At 73.9% G+C, this 26,559-nt stretch carries 21 protein-coding genes; 3 read left to right on the top strand and 18 right to left on the bottom strand.

All coding sequences use genetic code 11. The annotated features are described in order from the left end of the window. Window positions 1-40 precede the first annotated feature (40 nt). Window positions 41-1,279 (bottom strand): GNAT family N-acetyltransferase, encoded by a 1,239-nt coding sequence (locus tag SH587_RS21060; RefSeq protein ID WP_320672620.1) that lies wholly within the window; start codon window positions 1,277-1,279, stop codon window positions 41-43. A gap of 114 nt (window positions 1,280-1,393) precedes the next feature. Here SH587_RS21060 and SH587_RS21055 point away from each other — a divergent pair, with 114 nt between their 5' ends. Both SH587_RS21055 and SH587_RS21050 read left to right on the top strand, forming a co-directional pair. Continuing rightward, entirely contained in the window at window positions 1,394-2,674 is a 1,281-nt protein-coding gene (locus SH587_RS21055) for an aminotransferase class I/II-fold pyridoxal phosphate-dependent enzyme (RefSeq protein WP_320672619.1), read from the top strand. Window positions 2,675-2,909: 235 nt separating this feature from the next. Beyond that, window positions 2,910-3,335 carry a hypothetical protein gene (locus SH587_RS21050; protein ID WP_320672618.1) on the top strand — a complete coding sequence of 142 codons (426 nt, stop codon included), beginning with the start codon at window positions 2,910-2,912 and terminating at the stop codon, window positions 3,333-3,335. Window positions 3,336-3,352: 17 nt separating this feature from the next. On the opposite strand, the gene SH587_RS21045 is transcribed toward SH587_RS21050, so the two are convergent. The 12 genes from SH587_RS21045 to SH587_RS20990 form a co-directional block, all read right to left on the bottom strand. Further along, window positions 3,353-3,925 carry a hypothetical protein gene (locus tag SH587_RS21045; RefSeq protein WP_320672617.1) on the bottom strand — a complete coding sequence of 191 codons (573 nt, stop codon included), beginning with the start codon at window positions 3,923-3,925 and terminating at the stop codon, window positions 3,353-3,355. A 26-nt stretch (window positions 3,926-3,951) separates the two neighbouring features. Beyond that, window positions 3,952-4,902, bottom strand: a complete 951-nt coding sequence (locus SH587_RS21040; RefSeq protein ID WP_320672616.1) for a thioredoxin domain-containing protein — start codon at window positions 4,900-4,902, stop codon at window positions 3,952-3,954. Next, window positions 4,899-7,613, bottom strand: a complete 2,715-nt coding sequence (locus tag SH587_RS21035) for an efflux RND transporter permease subunit (RefSeq protein ID WP_320672615.1) — start codon at window positions 7,611-7,613, stop codon at window positions 4,899-4,901. Before SH587_RS21035 ends, SH587_RS21040 begins: the two co-directional genes overlap by 4 nt. A 13-nt stretch (window positions 7,614-7,626) precedes the next feature. Then, window positions 7,627-9,102, bottom strand: a complete 1,476-nt coding sequence (locus tag SH587_RS21030; protein WP_320672614.1) for an MlaD family protein — start codon at window positions 9,100-9,102, stop codon at window positions 7,627-7,629. Then, window positions 9,099-10,598 (bottom strand): MlaD family protein, encoded by a 1,500-nt coding sequence (locus SH587_RS21025; RefSeq protein WP_320672613.1) that lies wholly within the window; start codon window positions 10,596-10,598, stop codon window positions 9,099-9,101. The genes SH587_RS21030 and SH587_RS21025 overlap by 4 nt, the downstream gene beginning before the upstream one ends. Further along, on the bottom strand, window positions 10,595-12,193 hold the full coding sequence (locus SH587_RS21020; RefSeq protein WP_320672612.1) for an MlaD family protein: 1,599 nt from the start codon (window positions 12,191-12,193) through the stop codon (window positions 10,595-10,597). The genes SH587_RS21025 and SH587_RS21020 overlap by 4 nt, the downstream gene beginning before the upstream one ends. Continuing rightward, the gene (locus SH587_RS21015) at window positions 12,194-13,570 is read right to left on the bottom strand and encodes an MlaD family protein (protein ID WP_320672611.1); all 1,377 of its coding nucleotides are present in this window, start codon (window positions 13,568-13,570) and stop codon (window positions 12,194-12,196) included. It abuts the gene before it with no gap. Further along, complete coding sequence (locus SH587_RS21010) at window positions 13,570-15,162, bottom strand: MlaD family protein (protein ID WP_320672610.1); 1,593 nt, start codon at window positions 15,160-15,162, stop codon at window positions 13,570-13,572. The genes SH587_RS21015 and SH587_RS21010 overlap by 1 nt, the downstream gene beginning before the upstream one ends. After that, on the bottom strand, window positions 15,159-16,526 hold the full coding sequence (locus SH587_RS21005; protein ID WP_320672609.1) for an MlaD family protein: 1,368 nt from the start codon (window positions 16,524-16,526) through the stop codon (window positions 15,159-15,161). Before SH587_RS21005 ends, SH587_RS21010 begins: the two co-directional genes overlap by 4 nt. A 240-nt stretch (window positions 16,527-16,766) precedes the next feature. Then, entirely contained in the window at window positions 16,767-17,906 is a 1,140-nt protein-coding gene (locus SH587_RS21000; RefSeq protein WP_320672608.1) for an ABC transporter ATP-binding protein, read from the bottom strand. Window positions 17,907-17,910: 4 nt separating this feature from the next. Then, window positions 17,911-18,708: an ABC transporter permease gene (locus tag SH587_RS20995; protein WP_320672607.1), complete on the bottom strand. Its 798-nt coding sequence runs from the start codon at window positions 18,706-18,708 to the stop codon at window positions 17,911-17,913. Between the two features lie 43 nt (window positions 18,709-18,751). Further along, complete coding sequence (locus tag SH587_RS20990; RefSeq protein ID WP_007576290.1) at window positions 18,752-19,492, bottom strand: MlaE family ABC transporter permease; 741 nt, start codon at window positions 19,490-19,492, stop codon at window positions 18,752-18,754. Window positions 19,493-19,813: 321 nt separating this feature from the next. On the opposite strand from SH587_RS20990, the gene SH587_RS20985 reads away from it, so the two are divergent. Then, entirely contained in the window at window positions 19,814-20,380 is a 567-nt protein-coding gene (locus SH587_RS20985) for a hypothetical protein (RefSeq protein WP_320672606.1), read from the top strand. Between the two features lie 247 nt (window positions 20,381-20,627). Here SH587_RS20985 and SH587_RS20980 read toward each other — a convergent pair whose 3' ends face one another. The 5 genes from SH587_RS20980 to SH587_RS20960 form a co-directional block, all read right to left on the bottom strand. Further along, window positions 20,628-21,959: a M20 family metallopeptidase gene (locus tag SH587_RS20980; protein WP_320672605.1), complete on the bottom strand. Its 1,332-nt coding sequence runs from the start codon at window positions 21,957-21,959 to the stop codon at window positions 20,628-20,630. A gap of 1 nt (window position 21,960) precedes the next feature. Then, window positions 21,961-22,365 (bottom strand): nuclear transport factor 2 family protein, encoded by a 405-nt coding sequence (locus SH587_RS20975; protein ID WP_320672604.1) that lies wholly within the window; start codon window positions 22,363-22,365, stop codon window positions 21,961-21,963. Window positions 22,366-22,417: 52 nt separating this feature from the next. Beyond that, complete coding sequence (locus SH587_RS20970; RefSeq protein WP_320672603.1) at window positions 22,418-24,316, bottom strand: primary-amine oxidase; 1,899 nt, start codon at window positions 24,314-24,316, stop codon at window positions 22,418-22,420. A gap of 134 nt (window positions 24,317-24,450) precedes the next feature. After that, window positions 24,451-24,819, bottom strand: a complete 369-nt coding sequence (locus SH587_RS20965; RefSeq protein ID WP_320672602.1) for a P-II family nitrogen regulator — start codon at window positions 24,817-24,819, stop codon at window positions 24,451-24,453. Next, entirely contained in the window at window positions 24,816-26,444 is a 1,629-nt protein-coding gene (locus SH587_RS20960) for an ammonium transporter (protein ID WP_320672601.1), read from the bottom strand. The genes SH587_RS20965 and SH587_RS20960 overlap by 4 nt, the downstream gene beginning before the upstream one ends. Window positions 26,445-26,559: the final 115 nt, after the last annotated feature.

The following is a 26,559-nucleotide window of genomic DNA, read 5'->3' as shown; positions in this document are numbered from 1 at the left end:
TCCCGCAGGCTAACGGGGGCGGCGGCGGGACCGGCCGCGGTCAGGCGTTCTCGACCCGCCCGGCGGCCAGCTTCGACTGCTCGTCGACCCAGTCGCCGGTGAACTTCGAGTCCTTCGGGGCCGAGGGCTCGGCGCCGTCCTCCAGCAGCCGCTCGTAGAAGCGGTAGCGGCGGGCGACGGTCCCGCCCATCTTCGACATCGCCTTGTTCATGTTCAGGTTCGACTCGAGGATCCAGCCGCACTCGCCGCCGCCCTGGGGCGTGCGCATCGCGGACTGGTAGTGCATCTCGTAGAGCTTGGCCCCGACCCCGGTGTGCTGGTAGTCGGGCTTGACCCCGAGCGCGAAGACGCGGACCCGGTCGGTGTCCTTGCGGTGGCGGAGCAGGGTCAGCCAGCCGAAGGGCAGCAGCCGGCCGTTCTTCAGCCGCGCCAGCACCTGGTTGAAGTCCGGCAGCGAGAGCGCGGCCCCGACGACCTCGCCGGTGTCGGCCTTCTCCGAGACCATCGCCCAGTTCTCGTCGAGGATCGGGCCCAGCTCCTTGGCGTAGTGCCGGACCTCGGTCTCGTTCAGCGGCACGAAGCCCCAGTTCTTCTCCCAGGCGGCGTTGTACACCTCGAGGAAGCGGCCGACCTCGGCCTCCAGGTCCTTCTTCTTGAAGTGGCGGGTGACGATCCCGTGGTCGCTCTCGACCCGCTCGGCGATCCGCCAGATCATCGGGTGGACCGCCTCGCGGTCGCGGGCGTGGAGGTCCCACATCAGCACGTCCATCGCCCGCTGGAAGCCGCCGGCGTTCTCGATCAGGCGCCGGTAGTAGGGGTGGTGCCAGCCGGTCAGGACGATCGGCGGCCGGTCGAACCCGGCCACCAGCAGCCCGCACTCGTCGTTGGTGGTGAAGCTGAACGGCCCCACCACCCGGTCGCAGCCGCGTTCCTTCACCCACGCCGAGGCCGCGTCGAGCAGCGCCGTCGCGGCCTCCTGGTCGTCCTCGCACTCGAACCAGCCGAACTGGCCCCAGCGGTTGCCCTGGAACTCGTGCAGCGCCTGGTCGACGTGGGCGCTCAGCCGCCCGACGACCCGCCCGTCGCGCTCGGCCAGCAGGTACTCGGCCTCGGCGTGCTCGAACCAGGGGTTCTTCTTGCGGTCGAGCTGCTGGCGGATCATCAGCCGCAGCGGCGGGATCCAGTGCGGCTGCGCCTTGCGGTCGTAGAGCCGGTACTGCAGGTCGACGAAGGCCTTGAGGTCACCGCGCGTGCGCACGGGGCGGATCTGCACGGTCACGGAACGGACCCTACCGGGGAGTCGGGCTGGGCCGCCGGCCTCGCGTGGCGGCTGACCCCCGGCGTGCGGGGCCGGCCCGCCACGCGAGCCGGGGGCGGCGGTACCCTCAGGACCGTGAACCAGCCCGTTTCCCCCGTGGACGTCTTCGCCAAGGTGCGGGGGCACGAGCGCGAGGAGCAGCTGAACGCCGCCCGCGAGGCCGGCCTGCTGCCCTACTTCCACGTCCAGCAGTCCGCCGCCCAGCCGGTGGTCGTGATGGAGGGCGCCGAGCGGGTCCAGCTGGGCTCGAACAACTACCTCGGGCTGACCTCCGACCCGCGGGTGCTGCGCGCCGCCCACGACGCGATCGACGCCTACGGCTCGGGCCTGACCGGCTCGCGGCTGCTGAACGGCACGATCCCGCTCCACATCGAGCTGGAGGAGGAGCTGGCCGCCTGGATGGGCACCGAGTCGGCGATCGCCTTCACCACCGGCCACCAGGCGAACGTCGGCACCCTCGGCACGATCCTCGCCCCCGGCGACACCGTCGTCGCCGACTCCGGCGACCACGCCTCGATCCTCGACGGCTGCCTGCTGAGCAAGGCCAAGCTGCGGCCCTTCCGCCACAACAAGCTCGACAAGCTGGAGAAGCAGCTGCAGCGGGCGGCGACCGACGGCGGCGGCGTGCTGGTGGTGGTCGACGGCGTCTTCTCGATGGAGGGCGACATCGCCCCGCTGCCGGAGATCGTCGAGCTTTGCCAGCGCTACGGCGCGCGGCTGATGGTCGACGAGGCCCACGGCGCCGGCGTGCTCGGCGCTCGCGGGGCCGGGACCTCGGAGCTGCTGGGGGTCGAGGACCGAGTCGACCTGCGGATGGGCACCTTCTCGAAGTCGCTGGCCAGCTGCGGCGGCTTCATCGCCGGCTCGACCGAGGTGATCGACTACCTGCGGATCAGCTCGCGGGCCTTCCTCTTCACCGCCTCGGCCGTGCCGGCCGCCGTCGGCGCCGCGCTCGCCGCGCTGCGGATCGTGCGCTCCGACGAGGGCCCGGTGCTCTGCGCCGCGGTGCTCGACAACGCCCGCTACCTCCGCGACGGCCTCGAGGCGCTGGGCTACGCGGTCGTCCAGCCGCAGCCGCTGCCGGGCGGCGGCGACGTCGTGACCCCGATCGTGCCGGTGCTGGTCGGCGACGACTGGAAGGCCGCGCTGCTCTGGCGGGCGCTGTTCGACGGCGGCGTCTTCGTCAACACCGCCCTCCACCCGGCGGTGCCGCCGGGCGGCGCGCTGCTGCGGACCTCGGTGATGGCGACCCACTCGCGGGCCGACCTCGACCGGGCGCTCGGCGCCTTCGAGCGGGTCAAGCGCGAGTTCGAGGCCGAGCACGGCGAGCTGCCCGGTCCGGGCAGCCACGGCTGAGCGATCGTCGATCAGGTTTTTCCCGCTACGAGCGGGTGAACCTCGATTCTGCCGTTGACCGGCCGGCCCGACGCTCGTAGGTTCGACGACGAACGCGAGGCCGCGGTGGGGCGGCCGAGCGGGCACCGGCGACCCTCCCCCGGCCGTCCACGTGCCCGCCGCGTCTCGACGCAGCAGGACGCAGCCCCGAGGGAGTGATTCACCCGTGCCTGACGTGCAGCAGGTGAGATTCGACATGCCCGACCACGCCGTGCCGCCGGTACCCCCCACCGTCGCCGCCGACGTGATGCCACGCGAGCAGCAGCGACTCGCCGCGCTCGAACGGGCCAACGCCGTGCGGCTGGCCCGCGCCGCGCTCAAGCGGGCGGTCCAGGAGGGCCGCGCCCGCGCCGCCGACGTGGTCGCGCGCTGCCCGGCCGAGGCCCACTCGATGCCGATCGGCGAGCTGCTCGTCGCCCAGCACCGCTGGGGCGAGGCCCGCTCGCTGCGGCTGCTGCGCGGGATCCCGGTGCCCGAGACGAAGGCGATCGGCAACCTCACGCCGCGCCAGCGGCGGGCGCTGGTCGAGCTGCTGGGCGGGTCGACGACGCCGCTGCACGCCGAACCGCGCGGCGAGGGCGGTGGCCGCGCCGCCGCCTGCGCCGACTCAGCCGCCGCCTGAGCGCGACCGCGGCGGGCTCAGACGCGGAACGAGAGCCCGCCGGTCCGCGCCCGGAAGGCGCGGCGGAGGGCGGTGAAGGCCCCGCCGAAGACGGCCGCCGCGATCACCAGCACCGCCCACACCGGCACCTCGACGTCGAGCGCGGTCAGCCCGATCGTGCCCGCGACGGTCACGATCGCCGCCGCCACGCCGGCGATCATCGCGCTGTGGGAGCGGTAGCCGGCGAAGTGCTCGCGGATCGCCAGCTCGGTCGAGGAGGCGCCCAGCACCACCAGGCCGCCGGCGATCATCTGGCCGCTCTTGGAGAAGATGCCGATCGTGGCCAGCACGATCCCGGCCAGGATCAGGATCTCGGTCACCGGCACCGGCGCCCAGATCGGCTTCGGCGCCTCGTCGCGGTGGGCCTTCATCGACAGCTGCTTGCCGCCGCGGACCGGGTCGGCCCGGGGCGCGCTGCGCTTGCGCGGCCGGGCCGGCGCCTCGACCGTCCGTGGCGCGCCGCTGTCGCCGTGGCGGGCCTCCGCCTCGCGCCGCGCCGCCACCCGCTTCTTGCGACTCGCGCGCGAGCGCTTCTTGCTGGTCCCCGCCACGCGCAGAGCTTAGCCTGGATCCGGGCTCAGCTCGGATCCGACGACGACGACGGCGGCGACGGGTTCGCCGGCGTCGCCGGGGCCGGCCGTCGCGGCGGCGCCGCCAGCCGCGCCATCTGCCGCTCGAGCGCGTCGGGGGCGATCGCACCGATCTCGCGCGCGGCGACCCGGCCGTCGCGGCCGACGAAGAGCACGAACGGGCAGACCGGCATCCCCAGCCGGGCGCCGAGCCCGCCGTCGCGGTCGTAGGCCACCGGCAGCGTCCAGCGGCGCTGGCGGACCAGCTCGGCGGTGCCGTCGTGCTCGCCGCCGAAGGCCACGGCCAGGGTCGCCACCTGCGGCCAGCGGCGGCGCAGCCGGTCGACCTCGTCGACGGTCCGCACGCACTGGTCCATGCCGTGGGTGAACAGCACCAGCACCAGCGGCCGGTGGCCGCGGAGCAGCGCGCACGAGGTGACGACCGAGCGGTTGCGGATCGAGCAGGCCGGGTGCTTGCCCGCCTGGCCCTGGCCCGAGCGCGAGGCCAGGTTGACGTCCTCGCGGCCGCCGGGCAGCTTCGGCTCGGTGGCGATCGGGGCGGCGAACGGCGGCAGCGCGCTGCCGATCGCGATCGTGCCGGCGCCGTCGTCGTCGTTGCGCCGGGTCAGCAGCGAGATCGTCACCAGGCCCAGCAGCAGCCCGATCACCAGCAGCATGTAGCGGCCGCCGACGGCGCGGGTGACGGTGCCCATCCGGACCCCGCGCTGGACCCGTGGCCCGGGCATCGGGCGGAGGCCGGCGTCGACCGGCGTCCGCGGACGCTCCTCCTCCGCCTCCTCGGTCGCGGGCTCATCGGCCGGCGCCTCGTCGGACGCGACGGCCGGCGGCGGGACGTCGTCGGGCCGCAGGTCGCGCTCGTCCGGCGCGAAGCCGAACGGATCCCCGTCCCCGGGGCCGCCGCCGGGCCGCTCCTCCCCGCGCCGATCGTCGTCGCTCATGCCCGGACGGTACGCCGTCGCTCGGCCAGCGCGGCGAGCGCCGGCAGCACCAGGACCACCGCGGCGACCGCCACCAGCAGGTCGAGGACGGTCACCAGGCCGAACTGGCGCAGCAGCGGGATGTCGCTGACGGCCAGCACCGCGAAGCCGGCGATCGCCGTCGCGGCCGACGCCCCGACCGCCCGTCCGGTCGAGCGCGCGGTGCGGGCGATCGCCATCGCGTCGCCGTGGCCGGCCCGGCGCTCCTGCTGGTAGCGCTCGGAGAGCAGCACGCTGAACTCGGTCCCGATCGCCACCACCAGCGCGCCGAGCACCACCGACAGCGGGTTCAGCGGCAGCCCCAGCAGCCAGGTCAGCAAGCCCGACCAGCCGGCGGCCAGGGCGACCGGCACCAGCGGCGCCAGCCCCCGCCGCCACGAGCGGGCGAAGGCCACCAGCAGCCCGCCGACCAGGATCAGGCTGCCGAAGAGCGTCAGCAGCCGGCGGCTCGACGAGGAGACCTCGACGCTGGCGTCGGCCACCAGCACCGGCAGCCCGGTGACCGTCGCCCGGACCCCGGCCGGCGGCCGCAGCGCCCGCCGCATCCGCTCGACGATCGCCCGCTGGTGCTCGAGCGATCCCAGCCGCAGGCCGAAGCTGATGATCGCCGCCCGGCCGCCGGGCGCGACCGTCGACTGCAGGAAGTAGTCGGGGATCGTCCGCACCAGCTCGTCGGCCTGGGCCTGGGTCTTCGCCAGGTCGGGGCTGAGCAGGTCGGTCGGCGAGGCCAGCGGGCAGAGGTCGGCCCCGCGGCAGCCGGCGTCGGCGTCGTAGCGGGCGTCGGCCAGCAGCTTGCGGCGGGTGTCGGCGATCCACCGCAGGACCGCCGGGGTGGTGACCGAGCGGGCCTCGACCAGCACCTGGATCTCGCCGGCGACGCCGCTCGAGCGCTCCAGCTCGTGGAGGTCGCGGAGCGCCGGCAGGTCGCTCGGGACCAGCCGCTGGAGGTCGGTCTCGACCGGCTCGCGGGCGCCGAGGATCGCGCCGCCGATCGCCAGCACCACCCCGACGGCCACCACCGGCACCGGCCAGCGGTGGGAGAAGGCCGCGACCCGCCGCACGACCGGTCCGCCGCCGACGCCGCCGCGCTCGGCGGCCGGGGTCGGGTCGCTGACCACGATCGCCCGCGCCCGCCGGGCCAGCGCCGTGGCCGGCCGGCGGCCGAGCGTGGCGATCCGGGCGGCCAGCCAGCGCAGCGGCCGGGCAAGGGTCCAGAGCAGCGCCGCGGGCCGCCGCAGCCGCCGGCCGACGGTGGCCAGCGCCCGTCCCCCGCGTCCCCGCGGACCGCGATCGCGGCCGTCAGCGCCGATTCGTCCGCCGCCGACCAGCGCGTGCAGCACCAGGCCGACGGTGAACGAGGCGACGACGGCCAGCGCGACCCCGGTCAGCAGGACCAGCGCGAAGCCGCGCACCAGCGGCGTCGGCGAGACCAGCAGCACCAGGAACCCGGCCAGCGTCGCGCCGGCGGCGATCAGCACCGGCCGGCCGCCACGGACGACGGCCGCCCGCACGGCGTCCTCGCCGGTCAGGCCGCGGCGCCGCTCCTCCTCGACCCGCGCGTGCAGCTGGACGCCGTAGTCGACGGCCAGGCCGAGCAGCACCGGCAGGGTGGCGATCGTCCCCAGGTTGACCGACAGCCCCAGCAGGCCGATCCCGCCGAAGACCACGCCGAGCGTGCCGAGGGCGAGCAGCAGCGGCTGCAGCCGCCGCCGCTCGGGGAAGGTCAGGGCCAGCACCAGCGCCATCACCAGCACGCCGACGGCCAGCAGCGCCAGCAGCGCCTGCTCCAGCTCGTGGGCGACCCCGTCGACCAGCGCCGGCGAGCCGCTGACCACGTAGCTGCCGCCGCGCGCCAGCCGGAAGTCGTCGAGCGCGACCGCCTGGCGGACCAGCGCCACCGCCCGCCGGCGCCCGTCGTCGTCGAGGTCGGGCCGCAGCCGCAGCGAGATCAGCGCCGCGTCGGGCGTCGGCAGCACCGCGGCGAAGCGCTGCTTCGGGGTCCCGGGCTGCTTGGCGCTGGTGTCGAAGAGGATCCGGTTGACCAGCGCGGTGTTGCTGACCGACTGCGGCTGGAGCGGGTTGATCCCGTACTGCTGGGCCAGCCCGAGCAGGTCGCTGGTCAGCCGCGAGGCCGCCTCCTCCCCCGCCTTGCGGACCGCGGCCGCGCTCAGGCCGCGCTTGCGGGCGGCGGCCTCCGCCCGCTCGCGTTCCTGCTGCTGCTGGGCCGGCAGGTTGCGGACCTGGCCCTGGATCTGGGCGTCGAGCTCGGCCAGCGCCGAGTTGACGAAGGTGCCGGGGCCGTAGACGACCTTGGCCGGCGCCAGCTCGCGCAGCTGGGCGCAGGGGCCGTCGGCGCCGCCGGGGACCGTCGGGGCGTCGGCCGGGATCTTGCCCGCCAGGCAGCCCTCGAGCGAGATCACGCGGCCGATGTCGTCGGTCAGGGTCAGGTCGGTGGCCTTCTCCTTGACCAGCACGACGATCGCCTCGTCGCCGAACAGGCGGGCCGACTCGCGGTCGGCGCGGTAGGCCTCCGACCCGGTCCCGACCACGGTCCGAACCGCGGCCGAGGTGCCGAGCTGGGTCAGGCCGACGACGGCCAGCGCGAGCAGCAGCAGCGCGACGGCCGCGACGCGGCGCGGGTGACGCAGGGTCGCTGCGACGAGGCGCGCCACGGGCTCCCCGGCCTCAGCGTCCGCCGCTGGGGCCGGTCTGCGGATCGCGGGCGACCTGCGGGAAGTCGCTCGTCTTGCCGTTCGGGTTCACGTACGGCGTCTGCTTGCGACACGGTCCGGCCGCCCCGTCGAGCGTGTGCCCGAGCGCCGAGAGCAGGTCGCCGAGCAGCCCCGAGCCGGTCACCGTGCGGCCGCACTGGCGGTCCTCGAAGACCGGCATCCCCTGCGACAGCTGACTGAAGGCGCCCGGCTTCGTGTAGGCGTTCGGCCGGTTGCTCGACAGCCGCCGCTTCCAGATCGCCAGGTTCTCGAGGTTGATCGGGTTGATCACGCGCAGGTAGCCGTAGCGCTTGCCGTCGACGCCGGGGGCGCTGGCGTTCAGCGCCATCGCGGCGTTGGCGAAGAAGGCGCGGCTCTCCTGCGGGTAGCGGCTGACCAGGTCGAGCGCCGGGTTGACCTCGCGCAGCAGCGGGTCGAGCTCGTCGATCGCCGGCCGCAGCGCGTCGGTCACGCGGGTCAGCGCCGGCAGCCCCTCGCGCGAGGCGTCGATCAGCGGATCGAGGTCGCGGAACAGCGCCCGCAGGTCGGGCGAGAGCCGCTGGAGGTCGCGCAGGGTCGGGCTCAGCTCGCGCGCGGCCGGCCGCAGCTGGCGGACCAGTGGGTCGGTCTCGCGCGAGAAGGAGCCGAGCCGCGAGACCGTCCGCCGCGACTCGCGCTCGAAGGTCGGCAGCGCGACCATCGCCTGCTGGAGCGCCTGGCGCCGCTGGTCGGTGATCGCGAACAGCCGGTCGGCGTCGGCGATCAGGCCCGACAGCTGGCCGCGGCGAGCGCTGAGCGCGCCGACCGTCTCGCCGCCGTTGCGGACCAGCCGCCGGACGTCGCCGGCCTGGCCGTCGAGGATCCGCAGCAGCGTCGCCCCGTCCTGGGCGAAGGGCGAGAGCGTGCCGATCGCGGCCGAGAGGTCCGATCCCCGGCCCTTCAGCGCCGCGGCGGAGCGCTGCAGGTAGTCGCGCAGCGCCTCGCGGGTCGGGCGGTCGAAGGTCCGCAGGACCTCGTCGAACTCGACGGTCTCGCTGACCTTGGCGTTGCCGATCCGGCCCTCGTCGGGCAGCTTCGGGCCGCGCCGGTCGCCCGGCGTCAGCTCGACGTAGGTCTCCCCCAGCAGCGTCTTGGCCCGCAGCACGGCGCGGGTGTCGGCCGGCAGCGGCGCGAACCGCGGCTGGATCTCGACGACCGCCTCGGCGCGGCCGGAGCGCTTGTCGGCGTCGACCGTCTTGACCTTGCCGACCGGCACGCCGGAGATCCGGACGTCGGCCTCGCTGGCCAGCTGGGCGCCCTCGGCGAAGCTGACGTGGACGCGGTAGCCCTTCGGCTGCAGCGGCACCGGGCCGCCGAACGAGCTCCAGAGGAACAGCAGCAGCCCGAAGCAGGAGAGCGCGAACGCCACCATCAGGACGATCCGGCCGAGGCCCGGCGAGCGCGTGCTCATCGCTGACCCCCGGTCGTCGCGCCGGCGGCCGCGGCGGCGGTCGCGCGGTCCTCCGTGCTGGTGCGCGGGGTCGCACGGCGCTCGCCGGCGCCGCCGCGGCTGCTCGCGGCGTCGCCGCCGCGCTGGGCGCGCGGTCCGCTGGTCGACCCGTCGACGTCGCCGTCGGGGCCGCCGGGACCGATCGGGCAGAGGCCCGAGCCGGAGAGCCCGCGGAAGATGCCGGTCAGCAGCCCGCCGACCGGGTTCACCTGCGCGATGTCGCCGAACGAGCCGAGCGTCGAGCAGGTGATCATCAGGTTGCCGCGGCGGATCGGGCCGTGGGCGTCCTGGGTGTTGAAGATCCACGGCGCCAGGTGCGTCAGCCACTGGGCCCAGAAGAGGTAGCCCTGCTCCTCGCCCGGCGGGTCGTAGGCGAGCATGTTGGCCGCCTTGTTCAGCTCCTTCAGCGTCGCCGTCGCGTCGGGCGCGATCTCGGCCGTGTCGCGGGCCGCGGCCCGCAGCTTGCGGACGGTCGGCAGCGTCTCGCGGGTGAAGGGCAGCAGCTGCTTGCGCAGCACCGGCTCGGTCTGGCGCAGGAACGGGCGGGTGGCGGCCAGCGACGGCCGCAGCTGGCGGGCGACCGGCAGCAGCGCCGCGGTCGCCGGGCGCAGCTCCTCGGCCAGCGACTCGCTGTCGCGCAGCGCCGCCTGGGTGGTGCGCAGCGTCGGCGGCAGGTCGCGGAGCGCCTGGCGCAGCTCGCGGTCGCGGCCGGCGATCGTCGAGAAGACGGCGTCGGTGCCGTCGACGGCGCGGACCAGGTCGCCGCGGCGGGCGGCCAGCTCCTCGGTGATCAGGCGGATGCTGTGGACGGCGCGCGCGGTGTTGCGGCGGCGGTCCTCCAGCGCCTCGCCGATCCGGCGCAGGTTGGCGGTCACCGGCTGGATCTCGCGCAGGCCGCCGGAGAGCCGCTTGGCCCCGGCGCCGCCGAGCCCCTGGCCGCCGCCCTGGAGCAGCATCTGGAGCGCGCCGCGGGTGTCGGTGTCGAGCGAGGCCAGGATCTCGTCGACGTTGACGTTGGGGGCGGTCCGCGAGACGGCGATCGTGTAGCCGGCCTTGACCGGCGGCGACGACGGCGTGCCCGGGTCGAGCTCCAGGACCATGTCGTTGAGCCCGGTCTTCGGCCGCAGCAGCGCGCTGGCGTCGCGGCGCATCATCCCGGCGTACTTGCGCTTGATCCGGAAGTCGACGATCGCGCGCCCGCCGTGCAGCTCGACGGCGGTGATGTCGCCGACGTCGATCCCGGCGATGGTGACCGTCTGGCCCTGGCCGGGGGTGACCGACTGCGAGGTCTGGAAGGCGGCCCGGTACGAGACGAGGTCCTTGCCGACCCCCGGCATCCAGGAGGGGAACGCGACCCGCTGGTGGGCGAGCATGTAGACGGTGACGGCCAGCGCCATCGCCGCCATCACGGCCATCACGGCCACCCAGCGGCCGTAGGAGCGGAGCACGCGCCTCATCGCCCGTCCTCCCCGTCGACGCCGCGGAAGGGGTTCAGGCGCTGGACCAGCTCGCTGGCCAGGCGGTCCTCGCCGCCGGCGATCCCGGGGGTCGGACGATCGACGCCGCTGGTCGCGCGGTCGCGGGCGGCGGCGCCGCGGGCCTGGCCGACGACGGCCGCCGCGTCGCCGGGCGCCGACTTGGCCTTGTTCGGGTCGGGCACCGGCTGGGTGTCGCAGGGCACGTCGTCGCGGTAGGGCGGCCGCGACGCGGGCCGCACCGGTCGCACGCCGATCGGGGCCCGCGAGGCGCTGCCCAGCAGCTGGCCGGCGTTGCCGACGTTGCCGAAGTCGAGCGTGTTCGGGCCGAGGCCGGTCTGGACGCGGGCGTAGGGGCCGTTGCCGTCGCCGTTCTGGCCCTCGCCGGCGAGTCCGACCATGCCGTACCAGAAGCCCTTGTAGGTCTCGCGGCCGGTGGTGAAGCGGCCGTCCTCGATCTTCGCATTGCCGGCCGGGATCACGACCTCGGAGGTGCACTGGGCGGCCGCGTCGAGCTGCGGGAAGAGCATCGTGCCCTCGTCGACGAAGCGGGCCAGGTCGGGGACCGCCGGGCGGACGGTGGCGACCCAGCCGCGGAGCGCGGTGCGGGCGTTGAGGGCCCGCGCGCTGCGCACCCACGGCAGCGCCGCGTCGATCGTCGGGCCGGTCTCGCGGACGCCCGGCAGCAGCTCGCGGGCCAGCCGGCGGGTGCCGGGGAAGGCCGCGTTGAGGCGGTCGAACGAGGCGTCGGCGCGGATCAGCGTCGGCGCCAGCTCGCGGATCGCGGCCCGCAGCGCGCCCTGGTCGGCGGTCAGCGCGGCGGTCGTGCGGTCGAGGCCGCGGATCGCGCCGGTCAGCTGGCGGCTGTGCGGGGCCAGGCTCGAGGTCACCGAGGCGGTGGCCGCGATCAGCCGCGAGAGGTCGTGGCGCTCCGTGCCGTGGAGCGCGTCGGCGTTGATCGCCGAGGTCCGCAGCGCGGCCGGCGCGTCGAGCAGCGTGCGGTTGAGGGCGGCCGCGGCGGTGCCGTCGCCGTAGTCCTCGCCGAGCGCGTCGCCGAGCCCGGTGACGGTCCGCTGGAGGTCGCGGCGGACGTCGGCCGGCAGCGTGCTCAGCACCTGGTCCCACTGGACGGCGGAGGAGGTGCGGGTGACGGGCAGCGTCGAGTCCTCGGCCAGCTTGGCGGCGCCGGGGGTGCCGGGCTGGAGGTCGACGAAGAAGTTGCCCTCGAGGAAGATCCGCGGCCGGATCTTCAGCGTCGCGTCCTGGCGCAGGGCCGGGGCGTCGCCGCGCAGGTCCATCCGCACCACCGAGGTGCGGCCGTCGCCGTGCGGCTCGACCGCGGTCACCTTGCCGACCGCGATCCCCGCGATCCGGACCGGCGACCCGGACTTGATCGACTGGGCGTCCTGGACGACCGCGTTCAGCCGGTAGCCGTGGGAGCCGGGCACGTGGCCCTTGCTGAAGCCCAGGTAGAGGCCGATCACGGCCAGCACGATCAGCAGCGCGCCGGCGGCGACCGGGTTCATGCCGCGGGCGCGGGCGCTCTTCGGGCGGCGGTTGCGACCAAGGATGGCCATCTACTTCTCCAGCCCCTGGCTGCGGTCGGTCTGGGTGCCCTGGTTGCCGGGGACGTTGCCCAGCAGCTGGTTGCCGACGAAGCCCTCGTTGCCCGACTCGCACTCGTTCGGGGCGCCCGGCTGACCGGTGTTCGGGTAGGCGTTGTAGTGCAGGTGGCCGGCCGGCTTCGCCGTCGGCAGCATCTGGTCGGGGGCCAGCATCAGCAGCGCCCGCTCCCAGGTGCCGTAGCGGTTGCCCTCGGACAGGTGGTTGGCCAGGTTCTTGCCGAAGAGGGTGATGTAGTTGCAGGTGACCTGGGTCGGGGTCAGCTGCTCCAGCGTCGGCCGCAGCAGCTGGCTGGTGCGGATCGACTGCTGGAGCCCGAGCGGCACCAGCGGATCGTCGGCCAGCCGCTCGATCGAGCGCAGGCCGTCGCGCAGCCGCCGGTCGAGCGCCGGCACCCGGCGGACGGTGCGGGTGCCGACCCGCAGCGCCGACGCCAGGTCGGGCGCGGCGGCCCGCAGCGCGCGGACGCCGGGACGGAGGTCGCGCAGCAGCAGCCCGGTGCGGGTCAGGAACGGGCGGGTGGTCGGCAGCTCGCGGGCGATCGCGTCCTGCAGCGGCACGCCCTCGCTGATCGCGTCCTGGACGTAGGGCCGCGCGACCGCGGCCAGCGCGCCGAGCGTCGCCTCCAGGTGACCGATCAGCGACGCCTGGGTCTCGGCCACCGGGGCGACCTCGCCGGCGGTGCGGGCGAAGGCCTGGATCGTCGGCGCCAGCTGGGTGCGGGCGTCGGCCAGGTTGCCCATCACCGGCACCAGCCGCTCGAGCAGCGGCGAGAAGGCCTCGATCGCCGCGCCCAGGTCCTCGCCGCGGCCGGCGAGCGCGTCGCCGAACTCGTGGTTGTTCTGCTGGAACGCGCGCCGGGTGCGGTCGTCGAAGACCTGGGTCACCTGGTCGACGTCGACCGGCTCCGGGGTCGCCTGGCGGAGCGGGATCGTCGCGCCCGGGTCGAGCGTCCGCCGCGAGCGGCCGCGGGTCAGCTCCACGTACTTGAGGCCGAGCGCCGAGCGCGGCCGCACCAGCACGGTGGTGTCGGCCGGCAGCGGCTTCGCCACCTGGTCCAGGTGGAGGCTGGCGATCGCGACGATCGAGCCGTCGCGCTGCATCTTCGGCACCACGTCGGAGACCTGGCCGATCCGGGCGCCGCCGAGCCGCACGTCGTTGCCGGGGACCACGTTCTGGGCGTTGCGCAGCTCGACCTTGATGTCGTACGTGCGGACGAACGGCAGGCCGGAGTTGGCGTTGTAGGCCAGGATCACGGCCACGATCGCGATCAGGACGGTGGCGGCGCCGATCAGCGTCGGGTTGGCGGCCAGCGAGGAGCGGCGGCGCATCAGCCGGCTCCCATCAGGTAGTCGAGCAGGCCGTTGCGGGGCGTGCGGTCGCCGCCGCGCGCGGACCCGCCGTCGCGGCGGTCGCCGGGCAGCACGCCGCCGGTGACGGTGATCGGCGTGTCGTCGCCGGCCGGCGCCGGCGTCGCGCTGCTGCGGGCGGCCCGCTTCTCGCCCTGGCGCTGCAGCGCCTCCATCGCCCGGATCCGCTTCAGCAGCGGCGCGTAGGCGGCCTGGCCCTTGACGCTGTCGAGCACCTTCTGGGGATCCTCGCCGGCCAGCACGCGACGGGTCAGCGCCAGCTCGGTGCTCTCCCCCGCGCGCCGCGGCCCGGCGGCCGAGCGGGCGCCGGCGACGCCGCCGAGCGCCGCCGAGCAGCCCTGGGTCGGCTCGGTCGCGTAGCTGGCGCACTGGTTGAGGATCACGTTGATCCGCAGGTAGTGGCCGACGTCGTCGTAGGCGTTGATCGCCAGGACCTGGAAGAAGATGTAGTCGAGGATCCGCTTGAAGCCGCCGGAGCTGTCGAGCGAGGCGGTCAGCGCCTTCGCGTCGCGCACGACCGGCTTCGTCTCCTGGGCCAGCGTGTCGAGCTGGCCGACGACCGGGTCGGCCTTGCGCAGCGCCACCCGGCCGATGTCGGCGGTCCGGCCGAGGTCGCGGACGGGACCGACGGCGGCGCGGCTGAAGGGCTGCAGCGCCTGCAGCACCTGGAGGCCGGCGGGCGCGCTCAGCCGCAGGTCGCGGACGGCCGGGGTGCCCTCCTGGGCCAGCCGCGAGAGCGAGGCCATCGTCGGCCGCAGCTCGCGCAGGGTCCGCGGCAGCTTCGCCAGGTCCTGGTCGAGCGCGGTCCGCCGCTCGCCGACCGCGCCCTGCAGGTCGGCGGCCCGCTGGAGCAGCCGGCCGAGGGTCGCGCGGTCGCGGGCGACCGGGGCCAGCGCGACGTCGCTGTCGCGGACCAGCGAGCGCAGCTGGCGGTTCTGGTCGCCGAGCAGGGCCAGGACCTTGTCGGTCTCGCGCAGGCCCGGCAGCGAGGCGCGGATCGCCCGCCGCAGCTCGGGGCCGCGGGCGGCCAGGCCGACGCCCAGCTCGTTGAGGATGATCGCCATCCGCTGCCGCTCGGGCAGCCGCATCATGTCGACGATCAGGTCCAGGTCGACCGGCTTGCTGGTGCGGTCGACCGGCAGCACGTGCTGGCGCTCGCCGTCGAAGCTGGCGGTCCGCAGCGCCGGCGGCGGCGTGCTGCCGTCGGCCCGCGGCTGGGTCGGCAGGCACTCGACGAACCGCTCGCCGATGATCGACTGCGGCCGGATCGAGCACTCGGCGTCGGCCCGGAAGTCGCGGAAGCCGGGATCGTCGATCCGCAGCACCAGCACCGCCCGGCGGTCGCGGTCGACGTCGACCGCGTCGACGGTCCCGACCCGCGCGCCGGCGATCCGGACCTCCTCGCCCGGGATCACCGCGAAGGCGTTGTCGAAGGTCGCCCGGACCTTGTAGGTCCCGTCCCCGTCGGAGCCGCCGCAGCCGCTGAACCCGATCGCCGTGGCGGCGGCCGTGAGCAGCGCGACCCCCGTCGCTGTCCACCGTCGGCGGCTCATGGACCGGGCAGCACCGCCTTCGGGTCGCAGTCGAGCTTGCCGTCGCTGTCGCGGAAGCCGTTCGAGCCGTCGGGGCGGATCTGGGTGGCGGTGCCGGGGCAGCGGGCGGCGCCGACGTTCTCGCTGCCGATCCCGGCGCCGCCGAGGCCGGCGACGAGCTGGCGCACGATCGGCCCCAGCAGCGGGTCGGCGACGACCGCGTTCTCGTTGATGATCGGCTGGATCCGGGCGTAGTGGCCGTTGGCGTCGTAGCCGGCCGAGCCCTGGGAGAAGTCGCGCAGCCAGCCGATCGCGTCCGGCGTGTAGGGGCGGATGAAGGCCGCCACCGGCCGCGTGTCGGCGGCGGCGCGGACGCTGTGGTCGAGCGCCGGGACGCCGACGTCGGCCAGCCGGGGCGTCTTGCGCAGCAGGTCGATCAGGTCGTTGTCGGCTCCGCCGCGGCGGACCAGCCGGCGGAGGTCGGCGATCGTCGGCCGCGCGCTCGCGACCAGCGGCCGCAGGTCGCGCAGCAGCGGCGTCAGGCGGCGGGTGGCCGGCTTCGAGGCGGCGACCAGCGGGTCGAGGTCGTCGAGCGTCCGGCGCAGGTTGACGAAGGTCGTGTTGCCCTTGCGGAGGGTGCCGGGCAGCCGGTCGAGGGCGGCGTTCAGCGCCTGCTCCTCGGCGACGATCTCCGACGAGGTGCTGCGGGCGTGGTCGACGAGCCCGGTCAGCGAGGCCTTGTCGGCCGCCAGCGCGGTGACCACGTCGGCCGAGCTGGAGAGGAACCGCTGCAGCGCCGGCTGGTCGCGGGTGACCTCGGCGATCAGCCGCTGGCCGGCGCCGAACGAGGGGTTCAGCAGCCGCAGCGCCTCGTTCGCCTGCTGCTCCTTGCCGCGCAGCGAGCGGGCGCCGCCGCGGAGCAGCCGCTGGATGCCCTTGCGGGTCGGCGCGTCGAAGGTCGCGAACAGCTGGTCGAGGTCGACGATCTGGTCGACGCGGTCGGCCGGGATCGTCGCCCCGTCCTTCAGCGTAGGCGCGTTGTTCGGCCCCAGGTCGAGCGAGACGAAGCGGTTGGCGATCCCCGACAGCGAGGGCGCGCGGACGGTGACCGTGGTGCCCTCGTGGACCGGGCCGACGTCGTCCGAGACCTCGAGGTCGATCTGGGCCCGGTCGTCGGCGGTCAGGCGGATGTCGGAGATCGTCCCGACCCGGCGGCCGCCGACCCGGACCTCGTCGCCGTTGACCAGCTGGCCGGCGTTCGGCAGCACCGCGCTGTAGCGGTGGCTGCCCGAGCCGCCGCCGAGCAGGATCACGCCGAGCGCCACGACCACCAGCGCGAGCACGACGATCAGCGCCGCGCGAGCGTAGGGCGACGGGGACTTCATGCGGCCGGCTCCGTGGGGGCCGACCGGCGGGGGCTGTCAGGGGCGTGCAGCAGGGCCGGGGAAGGGGTGCTCTGGGGGCCGAACCGTGGGGAGGATGGCCGGTTCAGGTTCCGTTGATGTTACGACCCACGGCCCAGTGTCCCCCTGTGATGAACAGCACAGAACGACGCGAGGCGCTCCCGTTGGAAGCGCCTCGCGCGAACGATCGGGACGGCGACCGGCAGCCGGCCGCCGCGACGCTCAGTTCATCCCCAGCGGGCCGCGGGAGGCGCCGGCGAGGAACTGGTTGACGAAGGCGTTGTCGGAGTTGAACAGCTGCTCCGCCGGACCGGCCTCGACGATCCGGCCCTTCCACAGCACGTTGATGTACTGGGCCACGCGACGCGCGGTCATGATGTCGTGGGTGATCAGCGTGAACGCGGGCGTGTGCTCGTTCCGCTTCTCGGTCGCCTCGCCCATCATCTCGGCGTGGATCTCCATGATCAGCTCGCCCAGCAGGGCGGTGCGGACCGGATCCAGGCCGGAGTCGGGCTCGTCGAAGAGCACGATCGAGGGGTCGAGCACCAGCGCCCGGGCGAAGCCGGCGCGCTTGCGCATGCCGCCCGAGAGCTCGTTCGGGAACTTGTCCCAGGCGTCGCCGAGGCCGACCTCGTCCATCCGCCGGTTGACGATCTTGAGGACCTCGTCCTCGCCCTTGTCGGTGTGCTGCCGGAGCGGGAAGGCGACGTTGTCGAGGATGTTCATCGACCCGAACAGCGCGCCGTCCTGGAACAGGACGCCGAACTTGCGGCGCATCGCCAGCAGCGTGTCGAGCGGCATCGACGGCACCGACTCGCCGTGGACGAGGATGTCGCCGTCGTCCGGGTAGAGCAGCCCGACCATGTGCTTGATGCAGACCGACTTGCCGGTGCCGGACGGGCCGAGGATCATCGAGATCATCCCCTCCGGCAGGCCCATGTTGAGCCCGCGGAGGATCCGGTTGCGGCCGAACGCCTTGTGGGTCTCGACGAACTCGACCGCGTCCGGCTGCCCGGTCGGGTGCCGGACGCCGGTGTGCCACTGGTACTCGTCGTCGGGATCGAGCGGGGCCTCCTCGCGGACCACCGAGACGGTGCCCGGCTGCGGCTCGGCCTCGGCCTCGGCGGCCGCCTGCGGCTCGCGGGCGACCTCGACCTCGGCGGCCGGGTCGTCGAAGCCCCAGGAGTCGTCGCCCGCGGGGGCGGCGGCCTGCGGCTCGTCGGGCAGGTCGAGCTCGGTGTCGGCCGTCTGACCGGCGGCCGCGGCGGGGGCCGGCTCCTCGGGGGCCACGGCCTCCTCGCGCACCTCGCCGGCCGGCTGCTCGTCCTGGCCGTCCTTCCGACGGCGGGGGATGAAGGGCATCGTTCTAGCCTCCGATCGGGGCTCGCGGATTGGCGCCCCAGAACAACTGCGTTCCGAGCATGCCGATCACGTGCACCATGATGATGTTGACGACCATCGACTTGGCCGTCGCGGTCCCGACTCCGACGGGACCACCGCCGGCGTTGTATCCGTAGTAGCAGCCGACGAGGACGATGATGGTCGCCATCGCCATCGCCTTGATCAAGCTGTAGAGCAGGTCCGGCGGGTTCTGGAACATCCAGAAGATCAGCAGGTAGCCGCCGGACGAGACGTCCCCGACCTGCTCGACGACCGTCAGGTAGCTGGCGAAGAAGCCGGCGCCGATCGAGGCGACGTACATGAACGGCAGCACCAGCCAGCTGGCCAGCAGCCGGGTCGCGCAGAGGAAGAGGACGGAGTCGAAGCCCATCACCTCGAGGGCGTCGATCTCGTCCGAGATCCGCATCGAGCCGAGCTCGGCGACGATGCCGGTGCCGACCTTCGCGGCCATCATGTAGCCGAAGGCGTAGGGCACCAGCTCGCGCAGGTCGCACCAGGCGGCGAAGACGCCGGCGTAGGCGGGCGAGCCGATCGAGCGGGTGAAGTAGGCGCCCTCGAGGCCGCACTGGAGGCCGATCACGAAGACCAGGCCCCAGATCACGACCGTCGAGCTGGTGATCAGCACGCCGGCCTGGCGCAGCGTCTCGCCGAGGAAGCGGAGGACCCGCAGCGAGAGGACCTGGCCGAGGATCCGGGCGGAGAACTTCCCCTGCTCGCCGACGGAGGCGAGGATCTCCTTGGGCTGGCTCAACCAGGCGCTCATCGGCGGGCGGACGGGTCGGCGGCGGTCGGGACGAGGGCGGCGATCACTTGATCACCAGCATCTCGGGGTTGGTCGCCAGCAGCGTCTGCGTGAAGACGTAGTTGAAGGCGAAGACGCCGAGGAAGGCGATCACGACCGCCTGGTTGACGGCTCTGCCGACGCCCTCTGCACCGCCCTTCGCGGTCATGCCCTTGTAGCAGCAGACCACGGCGATGATCGCGCCGAACAACGTGCATTTCAGGAACGATCCCCAGAGGTCGGTGACCGACGCGTTGCTGAAGAAGGTGGCCCAGAACGGCCCCAGCGGCGCGCCGTTGACGAGCGTCGCGACGATCCCGCCGAAGATGCCGAACAGCAGCGCGTAGACGTCGAAGAGCCCGGTGACGATCATCAGCGCCAGGAAGCGCGGGACGACCAGGCTCTTGACCGGGTCGACGCCGAGCACCTGGAGCGCGTCCAGCTCCTCGCGGATCTTGCGCGCGCCGAGGTCGGCCGTGATCGCGGTGCCGGCCACGCCGGCCAGCACGATCGCGGTCACGAACGGCGCGAACTCACGGATCGACGCCAGCACGAAGAAGCCGCCGAGGCGGTCGAGCGCGCCGAACAGGACCAGGAAGTTGGCCGCCTGCAGACCTGGCGCGCCGAAGCCGAACGCGACCGTCGAGATCAGCAGCGGGAACCAGCAGAGCCGCAGCGCGAAGAGGAACTGATGGACGAACTCGTCCCCGTAGGAGTACGGAGGTCGGACGGCCGAGACCAGCGTCTTGCCGGTCAGGATCATCATGTCGCCGACTTCTTCGAGCGCTCCCTTCGCGGGGTCGAAGATGCGGGCGGTGATCGTGCTGGCCATGAATCCTCGGACTCCCAGGGGCCACCCCTGCAGGCGGCCGGACGGCGCAAGCCTACGCCATGCCTGAGATGTGTGCCAGCCACCACACTGTCCGTCCGGCGCGCGACGGCGAGATCGATGCGACCGACGGTAGGTCGCGAGCGGGCCGCTCGCGCGTCCGTCGGTAGGAAACGGCCCCGGCGGAGGCCGGCCGCTGTGTTAGCCTGCCGCGCGATGCCGGGGATCGGGAGCCATCGACAGGTCGGAGCGCTGGCCGTGGCCGCAGGGCTGCTGGTGACGCTCGCCGGATGCGGCGGCGACGACCCCAAGATCGAGGACGCCTCGGGCGGCAAGGACTTCCGGGTCTCGGCCCGCGCCTCGTTCGCTCAGCGCCAGGACCTCGCCCGCACGCGGACGCTGAAGATCACCGTCCGCAACGAGGAGGAGCACCGCACCCTGCCCGACGTGGCGGTGGTGCTGCAGGGCCTCCAGCGGCGGATCCCCGAGGCCGACAACGGCGCCGGCCGGGTCGCCGACCCGCGGCGGCCGATCTGGGTCCTCGACGAGCCGCCGGCCGGCGGCCAGACCGCCTACGTCGACACCTGGGCGCTCGGCAAGCTCGGCCCCGGCGAGGAGAAGACCTTCCGCTGGCGCCTGACCCCGACCGTCGCGGGCACCCACAAGGTGACCTGGCGGGTGGCGGCCGCGCTCGACGAGAACGGCCCGGTCCAGGCCTTCGGGGGCAAGGCCTCCGGCTCGTTCAAGGTCCGGATCGACGACACCCCGGCGGCGACGACGATCGACCCGGACACGGGGCGCGTCGTCCCCGCCGACGGCGCCTGACGCCCGCGGACGCGTCGCATCTCGGGCCGGCCGGCGCTCGGCAGTACCGCGTACGGCTCTCGCACCGTCCAACCCGACCTGCTCGGTCCGCGGGCGTCAGGGATGGCCCGCGGACGCGTCGCATCTCGGGCCGGCCGGCGCTCGGCAGTACCGCGTACGGCTCTCGCCCCGTCCAACCCGACCTGCTCGGTCCGCGGACGTCAGGCATCGCCCGCGGACGCGTCGCATCCCGGGCCGGCCCCGCGTCCTAGCGTCTCCCCTCCTCCACCCCGCACCAGCCGGCGATCGCCACCGCTAGCACCGTGGCCGCCCGCTCCAGCTCGTCGACGTCGACGTGCTCGTCGGGGCTGTGGGCCACCTGCATCGCCCCGGGACCGAAGGTCACGACCGGGATCCCGGCCCGCTCGATCCACGTCGAGTCGACCGAGGCCCCGACCGCGGCCGGCGTGGCCGGCGTCGCGCGCGGGACCGGCGTGCCGGTGACCGTCTCGATCGCTCCCGCGACCGCACCGACGATCGGCGCTTCCCAGGCCGTGTCGAAGCCGGGCCAGTCGTAGCCCCACGCGAAGCTCGGCGGGTGGGCGGTCAGCCAAGCGTCGTCGGCGCACCACTCGGCCACGAACGCCTCGACCCGCTGCTCGACCTCGCGGCCGCTCCAGCCCGGCGGGTACCAGAGCCCGTACTCCAGCCGCGCGTCGGCGGGGAAGAAGACCGGCGCCGGCAGCCCCGGCGCCCCGACCGCCTCGAAGCTGCCGGGGTGGAGCGTGAACGCCTCGGCCCGGAACGACGGGTGCAGCGGCTCGGCCGCCCAGCGCCGCTCCAGCTCCTGCAGCGCGCGGACCACCAGCACCGCCTTCTCGAGCGCGTTGACGCCGAACGCCTCACCGCCCGGCAGCAGCGTCAGCCGCCGGTTGCCGTGGTGGGTGCTGCGCCCGCGGACCCGGATCGTCAGCGACCGGTAGCCGGGCGAGGCGACGGCCAGGGTCGCGCTGGTCGGCTCCAGGTTGATCGCCGCGTCGGCGACGAAGCCGGCCCGCAGGACCCCGCTGGTGCCGATCTCGTGCTCCATCGCCTCCTCGCCGACCACGCCGTGCAGCTGGACCTCGCCGGCCAGCGTCACCCCGGCGTCGCGGAGCGCGGCGATCGCCGCCCAGCCGGCGGCCAGCGGGCCCTTCATGTCGGCCGCGCCGAGCCCGATCAGGCGCCCGTCACGCTGCTCGGCCCGACGCGGGTCGGCGGTCGTCCAGGCCGGCGGATCGGCCGGCGGCACCGTGTCCATGTGGCCGTTGAGCAGCAGCGAGCGCCCGCCGCCGCTCCCGGGCGCGACCGCGACGACGTTCTGGCGCGCCGGGTCGGGGCCGACCCGCTCGACCCGCATCCCGATCGCGGCGCAGCGCTCGCCGAGCACCGCGCCGACCCGCGACTCCCCGCCGGGGGCGTGCCGCGCCTCGGCGTAGGAGGCGTTGGTGCTGTCGACCGCGATCAGCGCCGTGGTCAGGTCGACCAGGTCGTCGCGCCGGGCCGCGACCGCCGCCCGGATCGCGTCGACGGTCGCCGCCGGCAGCGTCCCGTCGGCCATCTCAGCCCCGCGCGATCGTCTCGGCGATCGTCTTCGTGTCCGACCACGAGCGGTGCACGGTCAGCCGCCCGTCCTCGACCTGCCAGCAGTTGACGAACGAGCCCGCCACCTCGTGGCCGCCGTGGGTCCGCCCGTGCTGGGTGCCGATCACGAAGACCACGCCACCGCCGGCGTCGTGGAACTCCTCGGCGGTCGGGGCGAACCGCTCCCAGATCTCCGGGTAGCGGTCGAAGACGGCCAGCACGGCGTCGAGCCCGCGGGTCGTGCCGGCGGCCTCGGGCACGAAGTACCCGGCCGGCTCGACCCACTCGATCTCGTCGCTCAGCAGCTCGCGGACCCGCTCGATCCGTCCGGCGTTGAAGGCGTCGTACAGCTCGCGCACGACGTCGATGTCGGCCTGGGCCATGGTCCTGCTCCTCGTCCTGGGGTGGTTGCGCGGCGCCGTCGGCGTCCGCGGTTCAGTGGTCGCCGGCGTGGCAGTGGCCGCCGGCGGAGGGCGGCACGTCGAGCGCGGGGTTGCGGTCGAAGAAGCCCGTCGGCTTGAGCGCGAACCCGATGTAGGCCGTCGGCATCACCGGCCAGTCCTCGGGCCGGGGGACGTGGTGGTGGCCGAACGAGTACCAGAGGACCACGTCCTCGTCGGCGATCGGCCGGTCCTGGGCGACCCACCGCGGCAGGCCGTCCATCCCGTCGTGCTGGTTCGGGTACTCGCCGGCGGCGTAGCGCTCGCGCTCGTCGAAGCGGGTCACCCAGACGTGGTGGTGGGCGAAGCCGGCCCGCCGGTGCTGGGGGCTGCCCGGCCGCGAGAAGAGCCGCGTGTTCTCGCCGTGCAGCAGCTTGTAGCCGACCGGCTGGCCGACGGCGTTGGTCCGCTCGCGGTTGACCACCAGCCACGCGCGGGCGGAGAACGGGTCGATGTCCGAGGGCGAGTCGCGCTCGGACTCGTAGAGCCGGCGGACGGTCGCGAAGCCGTTGCCGTACGGGTCCTCCTCCTCAGTCGTCGGCACGCTGTCGACCTGGAGCACCGCGTTGCGCTCGCCGTCGAGGTCGAAGTCCAGCCGCGCGCTGAAGAAGTGCTGGTGGTACATCGCCTGCAGCCCGGGGGCCACCAGCGACCCGTGCCGCGGCGTCTCGCCGGGGGCGATCGCACCGGTCGAGACGATCCCGGTCAGCTTGACCTCGTGCTCGATCGTCCCGTCCTGGTACAGGTACCAGAAGAACCCGTACTCGTAGTTGCCGATCGTCGACATCGAGGAGACGACCAGCCGCCGCGAGCGCCGGACCTCGGTCTCGTCGCTGCGGAAGTCCCAGTGCTTCCAGAGGACGCCGTAGTCCTCCTCGTGCAGGCAGATCGCGTTCGGGTGGTGGACGACCTCGCCGCGGGAGTCGTTCACGTCGACGTCGAAGTAGTGGATCAGGCCGAGGCAGTCGCAGCCCAGCTCGAGCGCGTTGACCAGCGTCCCGACCAGGTTCTCGCCGATGTCGAGCGGCCCCTGGATGTGGCGGGTCGGCGTCGGATCGGCGTAGGGCACGGCCATCTCGCAGATCGAGGCCCGGTGCAGGATCGAGCGCAGCTCGCCGCCGTCCTCGTAGCCGACCTCGTGCAGCACCAGCCCCTCGCGGGCGTTGAACCCGACCCGCAGCCGCCACTTCTGCCACCGCACCTGCCAGCCGTCGACGACGAAGCTCGGGCCCTCCGGCTGGCTGATCTCGAGCGGCTTCGGCGGCTCGCGCGGGGCGACGGACGCCGGGTGGCCGGCCCGGTACTCGCCCGCGTCGGCGTCGGGCACCGGCACCTCGCCGTGGTCGCTGACGGAGATCACCTCGCCGCGGTGGAGGTCGACGACGGCCACGATCCCCTCGATCGGCCGGGCGTAGGAGTTGCCGCCGGGGTAGGGCCGCATCCAGGCCAGCGCGCGGCAGATCCGCCGCTCGGTCCGTTCCCAGTTGGCGGGCGGGACCGGGTCGACGCAGACCAGGTCGAGCTGATCCTCGAGCCCGCGACGGCGGAGCGCGGCGCGGAACTCGTGGTCGTCGAGCACCAGCCGCTCGCACTCCTCGTACTCCTCGACCATCAGCGCCGGCTGGACGCCCTCGACCCGCTCCCAGGCGCGAACCGCGCCGTCGGTCAGCGAGACCAGCCCCTCGAAAGTCGCCTCCTGGGTCGGGTCGAGGACCACCAGGTCGGCCAGCCGCTCGACGTCGACGCCCGGCGTCCACGCCCGCAGGACGTCCTTGGGCGGTTCGCGCAGCATCACCGTCACGAACCGGACCCGCTCGTCGAGCCGCTGGTCGCGGTGGGCGATCGCGACCGCCGCGCGGATCTCGTCGGCGGTCAGCGGGTCGAGCGGATGCATCATTGGTCAAACGTACAGTTGGCACCTCAGCGTGGTCAAGTGGAGACTTTTCGCCGTGGTCCCGCAACGACGACGGGCGCCGCCGGCGGTGCCGGCGACGCCCGTCGCGTCACGGTGGTCCGGGGAGGAGCGGCCTAGGTGGGCAGCTCGTCCGGGGTGTGGGCCTGGAGCGTGTCGCTGCCCGACTCGCCGGTGCGGATCCGGTACGACTCCTCGACCGGGATCACGAACACCTTGCCGTCGCCGACCGCGCCGGTGCGGGCGTGCTTGAGGATCGTGTCGACGATCGTCTGCACGTCGCCGTCGTCGACGACCGTCTCCAGCTTGACCTTCGGCCGCAGGTAGTTCGTGATGTCGGCGCCGCGGTAGCGCTCGGTCACGCCCTTCTGCCGCCCCGAGCCCTTGACCTCGGTGATCGAGAGGCTCGGGAAGCCCAGGTTCAGGAGCTCACCCCGGATCGGCTCGAACGCCTCGTGCCGGATGTACGCAACGACCATCTTCATGTCTTGACCTCTTCCTTGACGGCGGAGGGCGTGAGCGGAGCGGGCGCCGGTGCGACGGCGGTGTACCCGACCAGCTCAGCCTCGGGGATGAACTGCTCCGGGTAGCCGTACATGCCGTGCTCGGAGATGTCCAGGCCTGCGATCTCCTTCTCCTCGCTGACGCGGATCCCGATCGTCTTCTTGATCAGCCAGAAGACCGCGAACGAGGCGCCGAAGACCCAGGCGAAGGTGATCAGGACGACGAGCGCCTGCACGATCAGCTGGTCGATCCCGCCGCCGGTGAAGAGGCCGCCGTTGGGGTTGCCGCCGAGGGCGTTGTACTTGGCCAGGTCGGGCGAGAGGAAGAGGCCGATCGAGAGGCTGCCCCAGATGCCCGCGAGACCGTGGGCCGAGGTCGCCCCGACCGGGTCGTCGATCCCGATCCGGTCGATGAAGAGGATCCCGAAGACGACGATCAGGCCGGCGACGAGGCCGATGATCGGCGCCGCCCACATCTCGACGTAGCCGGCGGGCGCGGTGATCGCGACCAGGCCGGCGATCGCGCCGTTGCCGAGCATGCCGACGTCGAAGGTCCGCGTCTTCAGCCACATCATCAGGCCGGCGCCGACGACGCCGGCGGCCGCGCCCAGGTTGGTGACCGAGATCACGTGGACGAAGAAGCCGCTGTCGGTGTTCAGCGACGAGGCGCCGTTGAAGCCGAACCAGCCGAGCCAGAGGACCAGCACGCCGATCCCGAAGATCGGCATCGAGTGGCCGGGGATCGCCCGCGGCTTGCCGTCGGGGCCGTACTTGCCGCGGCGCGGCCCGAGCAGCAACGTGGCGGCGAGGGCGGCGGTGGCGCCGGTCAGGTGGACGACGCCGGAGCCGGCGTAGTCGAGCGCGCCGGCCGCGTCGCCGATCGTCAGCCCGTGGTCGCCGCCGAAGATGCCGGCGCCGGACCAGCCGGCGTGCGCCACCAGCGGGTAGATGACCGCGATGAAGACGATCGCGAAGATCGGGTAGACGACGAACTTGATCCGCTCGAGCGTCGAGCCCCAGACGATCGCCAGCGAGACCGCGGCGAAGGTGAACTGGAAGAAGAAGAACGCGAAGCCGTCGGCGCCTCCGGTCGGGGTCGGCTTGCCGGCCTCGACGAAGTCCAGCGAGTAGAACCAGTCGCCGCCGCCGATGATCCGGCCGGCGTCCGACCCGAAGGCCATGCCGTAGCCGACCGCCCACCAGACGATCGCGGCGATCGCCAGGTTGACGATGATCTTCGCGATCCCCGAGCCGACGTTCTTCCCGCGTGAGAAGCCGATCTCCAGCCCCAGGAAGCCGACCTGCATGAAGAAGACGAGCGCGGCGCCAAGCACCAGCCAGAGCGCGTTGACCTCGTTCACCAGCGACAGCAGGTCGCCGCCGATCTGCCCGGCGCCGTCGCCGGTGTTGCCCTTGTAGGCCTCCGGCGGGTAGAGCGCCGACGAGACCGACGGCAGTGCGATCGCGCTCGTCAGCAACGAGGTGAAGGCGGCCAGCAGCAGCTTGCCGCGCGACGGCAGGCTCCAGCGGGTCGGCGCGCGATGGGCGCGGGTGGATCGTTCGGGTGGTGCGGCGGCGCCGCTCCGGCTGCGTAGGGTCCGTGACATCCGTGTTCCTCCTTGAATCGGACGCCATCGATCGTGCGGGCCGGCGGCTCGGCGAATGCTGTCCGGTTGGCGAAAGCCCGGTCGGGCGGATGCTCCACCCGGGCGCCACCCGTCC

Source organism: Patulibacter defluvii (genome assembly GCF_034096925.1).
Lineage (GTDB): Bacteria > Actinomycetota > Thermoleophilia > Solirubrobacterales > Solirubrobacteraceae > Patulibacter > Patulibacter defluvii.
Note: the sequence above shows the minus strand (reverse complement) of the source record. Positions and strands in the feature narration are given on the sequence as shown.